Annotated in this window: 14 protein-coding genes; 5 read left to right on the top strand and 9 right to left on the bottom strand. The window is 64.1% G+C overall.

Annotated elements, in window-relative coordinates; translation table 11 throughout:
• Nucleotides 1-91 precede the first annotated feature (91 nt).
• Together ABOC32_RS07520 and ABOC32_RS07515 are read left to right on the top strand one after the other, a co-directional pair.
• Nucleotides 92-355 carry a DUF3077 domain-containing protein gene (locus ABOC32_RS07520; RefSeq protein WP_085617830.1) on the top strand — a complete coding sequence of 88 codons (264 nt, stop codon included), beginning with the start codon at nucleotides 92-94 and terminating at the stop codon, nucleotides 353-355.
• A 391-nt stretch (nucleotides 356-746) separates the two neighbouring features.
• A complete protein-coding gene (locus tag ABOC32_RS07515) occupies nucleotides 747-1,010 on the top strand; it encodes a YebG family protein (RefSeq protein WP_016489064.1) in 264 nt (87 codons plus the stop codon).
• 124 nt (nucleotides 1,011-1,134) lie between these two features.
• On the opposite strand, the gene ABOC32_RS07510 is transcribed toward ABOC32_RS07515, so the two are convergent.
• Nucleotides 1,135-2,154: a Leu/Phe/Val dehydrogenase gene (locus ABOC32_RS07510; RefSeq protein ID WP_426810603.1), complete on the bottom strand. Its 1,020-nt coding sequence runs from the start codon at nucleotides 2,152-2,154 to the stop codon at nucleotides 1,135-1,137.
• A 123-nt stretch (nucleotides 2,155-2,277) separates the two neighbouring features.
• On the opposite strand from ABOC32_RS07510, the gene ABOC32_RS07505 reads away from it, so the two are divergent.
• Entirely contained in the window at nucleotides 2,278-3,084 is an 807-nt protein-coding gene (locus tag ABOC32_RS07505; RefSeq protein WP_426810602.1) for a SirB1 family protein, read from the top strand.
• Here the strand turns inward: ABOC32_RS07505 and maiA are convergent.
• From maiA to hmgA, 3 genes are read right to left on the bottom strand one after another with little or no spacing between them, the layout of a single operon-like run.
• Nucleotides 3,078-3,710, bottom strand: a complete 633-nt coding sequence (maiA, locus tag ABOC32_RS07500; RefSeq protein ID WP_426810601.1) for a maleylacetoacetate isomerase — start codon at nucleotides 3,708-3,710, stop codon at nucleotides 3,078-3,080. The two genes, ABOC32_RS07505 and maiA, sit on opposite strands and share 7 nt — an antisense overlap.
• 12 nt (nucleotides 3,711-3,722) lie before the next feature.
• Nucleotides 3,723-5,015 (bottom strand): fumarylacetoacetase, encoded by a 1,293-nt coding sequence (gene fahA / locus ABOC32_RS07495; RefSeq protein WP_426810600.1) that lies wholly within the window; start codon nucleotides 5,013-5,015, stop codon nucleotides 3,723-3,725.
• A 3-nt stretch (nucleotides 5,016-5,018) separates the two neighbouring features.
• The gene (gene hmgA / locus ABOC32_RS07490; protein WP_426810599.1) at nucleotides 5,019-6,320 is read right to left on the bottom strand and encodes a homogentisate 1,2-dioxygenase; all 1,302 of its coding nucleotides are present in this window, start codon (nucleotides 6,318-6,320) and stop codon (nucleotides 5,019-5,021) included.
• A gap of 174 nt (nucleotides 6,321-6,494) precedes the next feature.
• On the opposite strand from hmgA, the gene ABOC32_RS07485 reads away from it, so the two are divergent.
• The gene (locus ABOC32_RS07485) at nucleotides 6,495-7,277 is read left to right on the top strand and encodes an IclR family transcriptional regulator (RefSeq protein ID WP_426810598.1); all 783 of its coding nucleotides are present in this window, start codon (nucleotides 6,495-6,497) and stop codon (nucleotides 7,275-7,277) included.
• 445 nt (nucleotides 7,278-7,722) lie between these two features.
• Here ABOC32_RS07485 and ABOC32_RS07480 read toward each other — a convergent pair whose 3' ends face one another.
• The 4 genes from ABOC32_RS07480 to ABOC32_RS07465 form a co-directional block, all read right to left on the bottom strand.
• Entirely contained in the window at nucleotides 7,723-8,634 is a 912-nt protein-coding gene (locus ABOC32_RS07480; protein WP_426810597.1) for an SDR family oxidoreductase, read from the bottom strand.
• A 114-nt stretch (nucleotides 8,635-8,748) separates the two neighbouring features.
• Complete coding sequence (locus ABOC32_RS07475; RefSeq protein ID WP_426810596.1) at nucleotides 8,749-9,654, bottom strand: alpha/beta fold hydrolase; 906 nt, start codon at nucleotides 9,652-9,654, stop codon at nucleotides 8,749-8,751.
• Nucleotides 9,655-9,830: 176 nt separating this feature from the next.
• Nucleotides 9,831-10,517, bottom strand: coding sequence for an LrgB family protein (locus ABOC32_RS07470; RefSeq protein ID WP_426810595.1), 687 nt, complete (start codon nucleotides 10,515-10,517; stop codon nucleotides 9,831-9,833).
• Nucleotides 10,507-10,893 carry a CidA/LrgA family protein gene (locus tag ABOC32_RS07465; RefSeq protein WP_043197873.1) on the bottom strand — a complete coding sequence of 129 codons (387 nt, stop codon included), beginning with the start codon at nucleotides 10,891-10,893 and terminating at the stop codon, nucleotides 10,507-10,509. Before ABOC32_RS07465 ends, ABOC32_RS07470 begins: the two co-directional genes overlap by 11 nt.
• A gap of 99 nt (nucleotides 10,894-10,992) precedes the next feature.
• Here ABOC32_RS07465 and ABOC32_RS07460 point away from each other — a divergent pair, with 99 nt between their 5' ends.
• On the top strand, nucleotides 10,993-11,889 hold the full coding sequence (locus tag ABOC32_RS07460) for a LysR family transcriptional regulator (RefSeq protein WP_426810594.1): 897 nt from the start codon (nucleotides 10,993-10,995) through the stop codon (nucleotides 11,887-11,889).
• Nucleotides 11,890-12,165: 276 nt separating this feature from the next.
• Here the strand turns inward: ABOC32_RS07460 and ABOC32_RS07455 are convergent, their stop codons facing one another.
• Nucleotides 12,166-12,621 carry a flavodoxin gene (locus ABOC32_RS07455; protein WP_043197869.1) on the bottom strand — a complete coding sequence of 152 codons (456 nt, stop codon included), beginning with the start codon at nucleotides 12,619-12,621 and terminating at the stop codon, nucleotides 12,166-12,168.
• Nucleotides 12,622-12,694 lie beyond the last annotated feature (73 nt).

Here is a 12,694-nt window from a genome sequence, read left to right as displayed (position 1 = left end):
CAGGTCTTGAGGCCTGTGATAACCCTGTGGGAGCGGGTTTACCCGCGAAAGGGCCGGGCCAGACAGCCGAGAAACTTCAGGGGATTGAACAATGACAACAGAAGACACCCAGTTCACCGTCGGCAAGACCACTTTCTACCAAGGCGAACACGGCACCCATCCACTGTTCCGAATTGAGCCAGGCATTCCTTGTCGAGATGCCCGCGAGCAGTCATCGGAACTGATGGGGTATGTACGCGAACTGACCATCACCGGGCTGATGGACGAGAAGCCGATGATGATATGGGCTGCGCATTACCTGAGTGCGATGGCCAAGGCACTGATGGATGATGCCGAGTTGGGTATGAAACAGTGAGTGGCCGCCTTCGGATCGCATGAAGGCTGACAGGTGTTCGCCACAACAATTTCTGCGTCTATGAGACCGAGCGCCGCCCGCGCGGCGCATCGCGAGCTACGCTCGCTCCTACGTTTGTTTCGGGCCAGTAACGCCTGCGCCAACGCGCGCGACCGCCTTGTTTGTACGACGCGATATCGAGGCATGCGCCAAGGCGTACGCGCACAAATCCCACAGGAATAACTGGCCCGAAACAAACGTAGGAGCGAGCGTAGCTCGCGATGCGCCGCGCGGGCGGCGCTCGATTTAGGCCACGCTACAATTTCTGCTTGCGAACCAACCAACATTGCCATTACTGTACACCCATACAGTAAATCGCAACACAACCAGCAAAAAGGCATAGAGGTGATGAATGGCCGTCGAAGTGGTGTACCGCAGCAGCCGCGACCCGGAGCGCTTGTTTATGGATAAGGCCGAAGCAGACCGTCACGACAAGATGCTCGAACTGGCCGAGCGCCTGGCTGAAGTGCTGCACAAGGCGGTGCCGTCGCTGACCGAACAGCAGGTTGAAGAAGCCGGTATCTACATGGCCAAGAACCGCGATGTGTTCGCCCGGGCATTCAAGAGCCAGCCGGATGCGTTGGCCGAGTTGCTGGAAGGTGGCGCAGCCGAGTGACATCGGCGGCGCCTGCTTCGCGGGTAAACCCGCTCCCACAGGATTTACACCGCCCTCACGATGAGCGCCGTACCTGTGGGAGCGGGTTTACCCGCGAAGAGGCCAGCAAAGCCAGTATCAACCTTCAGCCATACAGCAACCGCTCAGCCAACATCTGCGCCACCCGCGCCGGCGAACGCTTTTCCGCCTGCGCATGGCCAAACACTTCGGTCAGCCGTGAAGGAATGCGCGCAAGGTGCGCGGTGATGGTGCCCAAATCCTCGCCACGGTGGGTCAGCGCCACGTAGATAAGCCCGCCGGCATTGATCACGTAGTCAGGCGCATACAGTATGCCCCGTGATTCCAGCTGGTCTGCCACCTGCAAGGTAGTCAGCTGGTTGTTCGCCGCCCCCGCCACTGCCGCACAGCGCAGCTGCATTACGCTCTGCCCGTTCAGCACCGGCCCCACGCCGCAGGGTGCGAAGATGTCGCAAGGGGTGCTGATCAACGCATCGTTAGTCACAGGTTTTGCATCGAACTGCTCCATCGCCAAGCGCACGCGCCCTGGGTCAAGGTCGCTGACCAGCAGCTCCGCGCCCACCGCATGCAGTTGCTCCGCCAGCGCATAACCGACATTCCCCAACCCCTGTATCGCTACCCGCAGGCCTCTGAGGTCATCGCTGCCCAGCCGGAACGAGGTGGTGGCGCGGATGCCGGCGAACACCCCCATCGCGGCATGTGGCGAAGGGTCACCCGAGGCCGTGGTGCTGGTCACATGTGGGGTGCTCTGGGCGATGCAGTCCATGTCCAGGGTCGAGGTGCCGCTGTCCACGGCAATGATGAAGCGCCCATGGAAGGTATCGATGAAGCGGCCAAACGCCTCGAACAGCGCAGCGCGGTTTTCCACATGCGGGTTGCGCATGATCACCGCCTTGCCACCACCCAGCGGCAAGCCCGCCAATGCCGCCTTGTAGCTCATGCCCTGGGCCAGGCGAATGGCATCGGTCATGGCGCTTTCATCATCGGCGTAAGGCAGGTAGCGGCAACCGCCCATGGCTGGGCCCAGCTGTTCGCTGTGGATCGCCACAACCGCTTTCAGGCCCGTAGACGGGTCGTTGAACAGGTGCAGTGACTGGGTACGGGTGCTTTGCATGAGTGCGAACATCGACAGGCTCCCCACGAGGTGCTCCTTCCAGTATAGGCACGGCCCCGAAGCGGGCATGGTCGCCGGACCACTGGACGAAACCGCCCGCCCCGGCTAATACTCAAACGTGTGTGGAGATACCCCATGAAGCCACGTCAAGCCTGCCTGGCCTGCCTGGAACGCGAGCCTGTCGCCCTGCTGGAAGCCGCATTGTGGATGGCCGCCGAGCACGACCGCAACGTCGAGCCCGCGGCCAGCCTTGCCATGCTGCATGACCTGCAGCGTGAGATCAGCGCCAACCTGCCGATGCTGCCACTGTGCGAACTGGCCCAGCCACTGCTGCGCCAACTCAATGCCTTGGGCTTTCAGCAGGATGAATACCATCCCCTGCGCCCGCAGGCGGCGATGATGGACAAGGTGCTGCAACGCCGCCGTGGCCAACCGCTGACCCTGGCCATACTTGCTCTGGAACTGGCCGGGCGGCTGTCCATTCCGCTGGAGGGCGTGGGCTTCCCAGGCCATTTTCTGCTGCGCGTACCGGGTGCCGACCACCTGCTCGACCCCTGTGGTGGCCGGCGCCTGTACCCCAGCGATTGCCGTGAGCTGCTGGCTCGCCAGTTCGGCCCGCACGTTGCGCTGACGGCCGAGCACATGCGCAGTGCCAGCCCGTTGCAGATGCTGCAACGCCTGTCCCGCAACCTGCGCCAGTTGCACATCAGCAACGACAACCACCTGGCGGCCTTGATCGATGCCGAGCGGATCATGCAGCTGGGCCCGGTACAAGTCAGCGACTACGTGACCCGCGCCTCGCTGTACCAGCACCTGGACTGCCCACAGGCCGAGCGCTTCGACCTGGAGCATGCGTTACTGCTGACCGAAGACCCGGTCCAGCGCCTGAAGCTGTCCGAGCGGATCGGCAAGCTTCCGACGGCGAACCGTTCGCTTCACTGAGCCGGGCTGTCCGGCTGCTGGGCTGGGTGGGCCTTGGCGAATGCCGGGTGCCCGGCCGCCAGGGCGGCAACCCGGAGGATACGCGGGAAGCTGGCGAGGTCGATGTTGAAGCGCTCGGCGGCATACAGCTGCGGGATAAGGTATACATCCGCCAGCCCCGGTTGCTCACCGAAGCAAAAGCCATGGTCACCGATCAGTTGCTCCACCGCCGCCAACCCCTGGCTGATCCAGTGGCCGATCCACTGGTTGACCTGGCCTTCGTCCTGCCCGGCCTGGCGCAACCGGTTGAGCACGCTGACGTTGTGCAGCGGATGAACGTCGCAGCCGATGATTGCGGCCACGCCACGTACCTTGGCACGCGCTTCGGCCGTGGCCGGCAGCAGTGCAGGCTGTGGATAAACCTCTTCCAGGTACTCGATGATCGCGGGCGACTGCACCAGCAATTCGCCGCCGTCGGTGCGCAAGGCCGGCACGCGGCCCTGCGGGTTGACGGCGACATAGCCCGCACCGCGCTGCTCACCCTGTAACAGGTTGACCGGCAGGGACTGGTAAGCCAGCCCCTTCAGTGCCAGGGCAATGCGCACCCGGTAGGACGAGGTGGAACGGTAATAGGTGTACAGCTCCATGCCCCTGCCTCCTCAGTTGGCCGCGATGACCGTGCCACGGCACTCGCCGAAGCCGATGCTGGCCACGCCGTCACGGCTGCAGCGGGCACGCAGGATGATCTCGTCGCCGTCTTCGAGGAACTTGCGCACCTCGCCGCTGGCCAGTTCAACCGGCAGCTTGCCGCCTTCGGTGATCTCCAGCAGGCTGCCATGCGAACCCGGTGTGGCGCCCGACAATGTGCCCGAACCGAACAGGTCGCCCGGCTGCAGCTGGCAGCCGTTGACGCTGTGGTGCGCCACCAGCTGCGCCACGGTCCAGTACATGCTGCGGGTGTTGCTCAGGGTCAGGCGGTGCGGGGCAGCGCCCTGCTCACGCATGCGCTCGGTCAGCAGCAGCACTTCAAGCTCGATATCGAATGCACCGGCGGCCTGGTCGCGCTTGTCCAGCAGGTACGACAGTGGCTGCGGGTCGCCATCCGGGCGTGCCGGCTGGGCGCAGCGGAACGGTTCCAGCGCTTCAGCCGTGACCACCCAAGGCGAGATGGTAGTAATGAAGCTCTTGGACAGGAACGGTCCCAATGGCTGGTATTCCCAGGCCTGGATATCACGCGCCGACCAGTCGTTGAGCAGGCACAGGCCGGCTACGTGCTCGGCAGCATCGCCAATCGGGATCGCCTGGCCCATGTCATTGCCCTGGCCAATCCAGATGCCCAGTTCCAGTTCGTAGTCCAGCCGCACGCAAGGGCCGAAGCTCGGCTCGGTGTGCCCGGCCGGCAAGGTCTGGCCCTTGGGCCGGCGTACATCGGTGCCGGACGGGCGGATGGTCGAGGCGCGGCCGTGATAACCGATCGGCACGTACTTGTAGTTGGGCAGCAGCGGGTTGTCGGGGCGGAACAGCTTACCCACGTTCTTGGCGTGCTCGATGCCCACATAGAAGTCGGTGTAGTCACCGATCTGCGCAGGGACATGCAACTGGCAGGCGCTGGCCGGGTACAGCGCGGCTTGCAGCGCCGCCTGGTGTTCGCTGTGTTCGCCAAGCAGCACCTGCAAGCGCTCGCGCAGGGCGACACGGGCGCTGCGGCCCAGCGCGAAGAATGCGTTCAGTGCACCACCGCGGGTGGCTTCGACGGCGGCCTTGGCGGCGCTGTCGAACAGGCCGGCGGCCAGTACCGCCTCCAGGTCCAGGATCGCGTCGCCGATGGCCACGCCACAGCGCCTGGCTTCACCCGGCCGGCTGAAGATACCCAATGGCAGGTTCTGCAGCGGGAAGTCGCTGTGCCCGTTGGCGTGCTCGACCCAGCTACGGGCATTGGCAGTGTGGTTCATCGGTTATCTCCGGTTCGGGTTGAAGGTGCTCGGCAAGGTGGCCCAGCAACTATCGTAGTCGGCCTGCAATTGCGGGCATTCAAGGGCTTGGTGGCTCGGGCGCAGCACTTGGCTGGTCTCGAACATGAAGGCCATGGTGTTGTCGATCTTGTGCGGCGCCAGGTCGGCGGCAATGGCTTTTTCGCAGGTTTCGGCGTCGGGGCCGTGGGCGCTCATCACCCCGTGCAGCGAGGCGCCACCGGGCAGGAAGCCCTCGGCCTTGGCATCGTAGGCACCGCTGATCAGGCCCATGAACTCGTTCATCAGGTTGCGGTGGAACCATGGTGGACGGAAGGTGTTCTCGGCCACCATCCAGCGCGGCGGGAAGATCACGAAGTCCATGTTGGCCAGGCCATGCACGCTGGTCGGCGACGTCAGCACGGTGAAGATCGACGGGTCCGGGTGGTCGAAACTGACGGTGCCGATGGTGTTGAAGCGGCGCAGGTCGTATTTGTACGGCACGTTGCTGCCGTGCCAGGCCACCACATCCAGCGGCGAGTGCTGCAGTTGGCAGGCCCAGTGCTCGCCAAGGAACTTCTGCACCAGTTGCACCGGCCCTTCGGCCTCTTCGTAGTGCGCCACCGGGGTAAGGAAGTCGCGCGGGTTGGCCAGGCCGTTGCTGCCGATCGGGCCCAGCTCGGGAATACGCAGCGGTGCACCGTGGTTTTCGGCGATGTAGCCACGGGCCTGGCCGTCGAGCAGTTCGACACGGAACTTCATGCCGCGTGGAATCACCGCAATTTCCAGGGGCTCGACGTCCATTACACCCAGCTCGGTGGCAATGCGCAGGCGGCCTTGTTCCGGCACCAGCAGCAGTTCACCGTCGGCGTTGAAGAACACCCGCTCCATGGATCGGTTGGCGCGGTAGATGTAGATGCTCACGCCGGCCGGCTTCTGCGCCGGGGCGTTGGCCACCATGGGCAGCCAGCCTTCGATGAAATCGGTCGGCTCGGCAGGCATCGGCTGGGGGCTCCAGCGCAGGCGGTTGGGGTTGATGGCGCCCAGCGGGCCGGTCAGCGGCTGGCGCGCCAGGCGCTCGAAACGCGGGTGCAATGCAGACGGGCGAATGCGATACAGCCAGGTACGGCGCAGTTCGCTGCGGGCCATGGTGAACGCCGTGCCCGAGAGCAATTCGGCGTACAGCCCATAAGGCGCCTTCTGCGGCGAGTTCTGCCCGACCGGCAAGGCACCTGGCAGCGCTTCGCTGGCAAACTCGTTGCCGAAGCCGCTGAGGTAGTGAAGGTCGGGTGATGTGTCGCGAGTCATCGATGCCTCCGGGCTCTGACCGAGCCGTTGCTGGCAGCTGGCTGCTGGCCCGATGCGGGGTGACAGCGCGTCTGCATTGTTTTTATCGTAATCAGATTACGAATAACGTAATTTGCTACGAGCATGGCGTCAAGCTATAAAGGCGCGACTCGAAGAATCCGGAAGCAGATGTCCATGACCAAAGCCAGCCCCTCCGCCGACAACGGCAAGCAGAAAGTCCGCTCGGCGGAGGTTGGCACAGACATCCTCAAAGCCCTTGCCGAACTCTCCCCCTCCACATCGCTGTCACGCCTGTCGGAACATGTGCAGATGCCGGCGAGCAAGGTGCACCGCTACCTGCAGGCGTTGATCGCCAGCGGCTTTGCCGAGCAGGATGCGGCCACCAACCATTACGGCCTGGGCCGTGAGGCGTTGCGGGTGGGGCTGGCGGCGCTGGGCAGCATCGATGTGCTGAAGATTGCCGCACTGCCGCTGTCGCAGCTGCGCGACGAACTGAACGAGAGCTGCTTCATTGCGGTGTGGGGCAACCAGGGCGCAACCGTGGTCAGCATTGAACCGGCGGTGCGTGCAGTGACCGTGGTCACGCAGATGGGCTCGGTGCTGCCACTGCTTACCTCGTCCACCGGCCTGGTGTTCGCCGCCTACCTGCCGGAGCGCGAGACCGTGGAGCTGCGTGACCGCGAGCTGGCCGTGCTGCAGCACAATGCTGATGACTACCAGGCGGTACTGGCCGGCATTCGCGAACGCGGCCTGCACCATGTGCACGGGCTGCTGATGCCGGGCGTGGATGCGCTGTCGGCGCCCGTGTTCAATGCCATGGGGCAGGTTGCGGCGGTGATGACCGTAGTCGGGCCGACGTCCATTTTCCACGCCGACGAACATGGCCCGGCGGCGCAACGGTTGCTGGCGGCTGCGCGGGAAACCAGCTGGCGCATGGGCTATTCACCCGCCGCCTGAGTGGCTCCTGCACTATTGCCCGATACGTAAAGGTGAATGTCATAAGCCGCTATTTTTCCTACGGGATCAAGCGCTTATTCTTAACTCACTGGCCGGCATGAAGGGCTCTCCCCCCGCTTTTCATGCCTGCGAGGTTCACCGACGTAGATTTTGAAGCTCCTTGATCTGACGTCTCGATTGGCCGCTGCGGCTTGCAGCGGCCTTTTTTTTGCCCTGAAAAAATGCGCTCTCGACTGGCTGACGCGTTCCCACCTGACTTGCATTGATTTCAAGGCAAACACAAGCCCTGTAGGAGCAGCCTTGTGCTGCGAAGAGGCCATTGCAGCCGAAGATAATCTCTAGCCATACCGGCCTCTTCGCAGCACAAGGCTGCTCCTACACAGTGATGCGGCAGTCTGAGTGATGGTGCAAGACAGTGACTCCCACAAAGTACCCTGCAAGCTCTCTACAGCGGGTACTTCTGCAGGTTGGCCATCATCTGCTGCAATGCCTGCAAACTGTCCTGCGGATGCACCGCCCCCTCAAAGTCACCGATCCGTGCCCAGCTCTCGGCCACCTGCTCAGGGGTAAAGCCTTCGCGCGGGTCGAAGCCCACCCCCAGGCTGCGCTCCCAACGCACCTTGCCCACCCAGCCACCGCCTACCTCGAACAGTTCCCCCGTGCCCTGGCACTGCTCGCTGCCCAGGTACACCACCAGCGGGCTGACCAGCTCGGGCTTGAGCCGCTCGAAGACCTGGGGCGGGATCAGCCCTTCTGTCATGCGGGTGCCGCCGGTGGGGGCGATGGCGTTGACCAGGATGCCGTGCTTGCGCCCTTCGATCGCCAGGGTGCGGGTCAGCCCGTACAGGCCCAGCTTGGCCATGCCGTAGTTGGCCTGGCCGAAGTTGCCGTAGATGCCGGAGGTAGAGGCGGTGAAGATCACCCGCCCCCAGTTTTGCTCGCGCAGGTGTGGCCAGGCCGCGCGGGTGACTTTGAAGGCCCCTTCGACATGCACCTGGTAAACCTGCTCCCAGTCGCTGTCGTCCATCTTGTGGAAGGTCTTGTCACGCAGGATCCCTGCATTGTTCACCAGCACATCGACCCGGCCGAAGCTGTCCAGGGCCTGCTCGACGATGCGTGCGCCCTGGCTGACCGAATCGTGGTTGGCGATGGCAATGCCACCGGCGGCGCGGATCTCCTCCACCACCCGGTCGGCGGCCGAGGCGTTGGCACCTTCACCGTGGGTAGAGCCGCCGAGGTCGTTGACCACGACCCTGGCGCCACGTGCGGCAAACAGCAGCGCATGGGCACGGCCCAGGCCGCCGCCGGCTCCGGTGACGATCACCACGCGATCTTGCAGACGGACAGGCTCGCTCATGCTCATGGCTCCAGGCAGGTTCAGGTCAGCCGAGTGTCCGCCGCAAGCCAGCGGCGGACAATCAAGCTCACGCAGGCTGAATGCCTGGCAATAACGCAGCGCGATGAGGCCCCGTCAGGACCACGCCACTTTCTGTGGGTAGAAGCTCACAAGCTGTTCACGAAAGGCCAGGTAGTGACGCAGCACCTGCACCGGCGCTTCGGTGTGCGGGTAGTGGCCGATGCCCAGTAACTGCACGGTGTCCGGCTCCGGCACCAGTTGCCGGTAGCGCTCGAGCATCTGCGCGCCGGAAAGCGGGTCGACCACGCCATTGATGAAACGCAGTGGCACGCCTTTGCGCTGCATCGCCCCGACCCAGCGTTCACGGTGCACGCTGCGCTCGGGCATGTAGCTCACCAGCTTGTGCAGGATGCGCGTGCCCCGGTTGGCGGCGATCAGGCTCCAGGAATCATCCAGGGCACTTTCGCTGGGGTGGGTGCAAGGGCCGTAGACCTGGGTCACGTTGCGCACCAGGTCGTCACGCCCGAACGAGCGCCCGACCAGCCAGCCGAAGCGGCTCAGCAGCAGCTTCTGGATCAGCAGCATGCGGCAGCTTTCGGGGAACAGCCCGCTGTTGAGGAATACGCAGCTGGCAACCTCGGCACGCTGTTCATGGTGCCGCGCCAGCAACTCCTGGGCGACGCTGCCGCCGTAGTCGTGAGCCAGCAGGTGCACCGGCTGGTCCACCTGCAGGTGGGTGAGCAGGGCCTGCTGCAAGTCTGCCTGCTCCATCAGGCTGTAGGCGTGATCGACCGGTTTGGCCGAATCGCCAAAACCCAGCATGTCGCACGCGATCACCCGGAAGCGCTGGGTCAAGGGCCCCCACAGGTAGTGCCAGTCCCAGCTGGCAGTGGGGAAGCCGTGTAACAGAAGCAGGGGCTCTCCTTGCCCTGCGGTCCAGTAGCGGATGCTCTGGCCCCGGAAAGTGAAACTCTGTCCCCGGGTACGCCAGACGCACAATGGAATTTCGGCCATAGGCATCAGAAGTAACCCGGTGAAGTGATAGGGACGGGATAGGGCAAGGCTGCGGTCATTGCATGTCACCTCGGCACATACATGTGCTCTCTATGTCGAGGCAGAGTCTAGCCAGCAGCCCATGGGCTGAAACTTGCGTTGCCAGCCAGCTTGATGACTGTGCGAGTCAGTGGCACGAACGGTCAGAGCAGCATGGCCAGCAGCGGTGCCGCGAACAGGTTCAACAGCCCGGTCAGGACCATGACCAGGCCGGCCACCGAACCTTCCTCGCGGCCCACCTCCTGTGCCCGGCTGACCCCGGCACCATGCGCGCCAACGCCGAACAGCGCACCGCGTGCCAGCGGCGTGCGCAGCGGCAGCCAGCGCAGCAGCACGCCGCCGAACATGGCGCCGAGCACGCCGGTGAACATCACGAACACCGCCGTCAGCTCCGGCACGCCACCCAGGTCATGGGCCAGGGGCATGGCAAACGGCGTGGTGATCGAACGCGGCACCAGCGACAGGCTGGTGGCGCTGTCCAGCGCCAGCAGGTGCGCCAGCCCCCAGGAGCTGGCAATCGAGGCACTGCTGCCGGCGACCATGCCCACCATCAGTGCCGGCCAGTGCCGCGCCAGCATCGCCCGCTGCTGCCAGATCGGCACCGCAAAGGCCACGGTCACCGGGCCGAGCACGCCCATCAGCCAGTGGGTGTTGCGCGCATACTCGGCATAGGCCGTGTGCAGCGGCACCGCCACCGCCAGCAACAACACCGGTACCAGAATCAAAGGGGACAGCAGGTAGCGCCCGCTGCGCCGGTACAGCCAGCGGCTGGCCAGGTAGGCCAGCAAGGTCAGCGCCAGCCAGAACACTGGCATGGGTTCAAGGCTCATGGCGCAGGCTCCAGCGGCACACCAGTTCCACGGTGAGCGCGGTCACGACCATCACCATCAGCGTGCTCACGGCGATCACCAGCAGGATGCGCCAGCCTTCTTCACGGATCAGCGAGCCGTAATCGAGCAGGCTCATCAGCGCCGGAATGAAAAACAGCAGCATCTCGGCCATCAACCAGCCGGCGCCCAGTTGCAGCATGGCCGGCTTGAGCACACCCGAGGCAAACAGTACCAACAGCAATGCCAGGCCCATCACACCACCGGGGATCGGCCAGCCCAGCCAGGTGGCAAGCTGGCCGCCAAGCAGGAACAGGGCACAAAGAATGGCCAGCTCGACAAGCAGGCGAAGGGCTTTTTTCAATAACGCGGGTTTCATGGCAGGGGGTTCCTCGACAGGCCCTCATTTTAAGATTCGGCTGCCTAGGCCAGAAGCGAATTGTTAGACTGATAGCCATTCCAGAATGGAATTCAGAACATGGAATTCAAACAGCTGCGCAGCTTTATCGAAGTGGTCCACCGCGGTGGTTTTACCCAGGCGGCGCAGACCCTGCACATCAGCCAGTCGGCCGTGAGCAAGCAGGTGGCCCAGCTGGAGCAAGATGTGGGCCAGCCACTGCTGGAGCGCCAGGCCTCGCAGCTGCACCTGACAGCTGCCGGGCGCATTGTGCTGGAGCGTGGCGAGGCCCTGCTGCGCCAGCGCCAGGCACTGCTCAACGAGCTGGACGACCTCAGCCAGATGGAGCGTGGCGAGTTGCGCCTGGGCTTGCCGATGCTGGGCAGTGACGCCTTGTTCGCCGGCTTGTTCGCCGAGTACCGGCGGCGCCACCCGAACATTGCGATCCAGTTGCTCGAAGGCGGCAGCCGCAGCGTCGAGCAGGCGGTCAGGAGTGGCGAGCTGGAACTGGGTGGCAGCCTGACGCCCAGCGACGACGCGTTCGACTACCAGCCGTTCTGCAACGAACCGCTGGATGCCCTGCTGCCAGCGGGCCATGCCTTGGCGGGCCTGGATGGTGTGGGCCTGGGGCAACTGGCCGATACGCCGTTTCTGCTGTATCAGCGCAGCTTCGTGCTCAATGACCGGCTGCTGAAGGCATGCCAGCAGCAAGGGTTTACCCCGAAAGAAGGCGGACGCAGTGGCCAGGCGGATTTTTTGGCCGCGTTGGTGGCGGCGGGCCAGGGTGTGGTGCTGCTGCCCCAGGTGGTGGCAAAAGCGCTGGAGCGCCCCGGGGTGGTGCGGTTGCCGCTGCTTTCGCCGCAGGACCTGCGTTGGGATATCGCCTTTATCTGGCGGCGCGGGGCCTACCTGTCACGGGCGGCGCAGGCGTGGTTGGCCCTACTGCGCGAATGGCCGGTGCCTGACAGCAAGGAATGAATTGGCCTTGCTGGCCTCTTCGCGGGCTTGCCCGCTCCCACAGGGATATCACTACCCTCAGGTTTGGTGATTTTCCTGTGGGAGCGGGCGTGCCCGCGAAGAGGCCGGATCAGGCTGCGGACATGGATCAGCCTGACAGCAAGGAATGAACTGGCTTTGCTGGCCTCTTCGCGGGCTTGCCCGCTCCCACAGGGATATCACTGCCCTCGGGTTTGGTGATTTTCCTGTGGGAGCGGGCGTGCCCGCGAAGAGGCCGGGTCAGGCTGCGGACATGGATCAGGCTTTCAATACTGCTGCCAACTCAGCCAACCAAGGCTCTGCATCGGCCTCCGGGGTCACCGTTTCGCTGGCATCCAGGCGCAGCATCGGCAGCACTTCGCGCACGCCCAGCTCGGCAAACAGCTCGCGCATCTGCTCGCCACCACCACAGTAGGTGTCGCCATAACTGGCGTCACCCAGCGCAATCACCGCGCCCGGCAGGCCACGCCAGGCTGCAGGCAGGGTGTCACGAATGGTGCTGTACAACGGCATCAAGTTGTCCGGCAATTCGCCCATGCCGGTGGTCGAGGTCACGGCCAGCAAGGCATCTGGGGCAAAACCTTCAAGATCCTGCAAGGTGGCACGCGCCGCATGCCAGGCCTCCAGGCCCGCAGCCTTGAGCAGCGATTCAGCGTGACGGGCGACTTCTTCGGCGGTGCCATAGACCGATCCGGAAATAATGGCGACTTTCATCGGGTAGAGGATTCCGAAACTGAGTGAAAACGTAGGATACTAGCATCCAGCGCTGGCAAAAGGCCGCCTCTAC

This window comes from Pseudomonas sp. WOUb67 (assembly GCF_050058005.1).
GTDB lineage: Bacteria > Pseudomonadota > Gammaproteobacteria > Pseudomonadales > Pseudomonadaceae > Aquipseudomonas > Aquipseudomonas putida_R.
The sequence above is the reverse complement of the archived record's forward strand: the minus strand, read 5'-3'. Positions and strand labels throughout refer to the sequence as shown.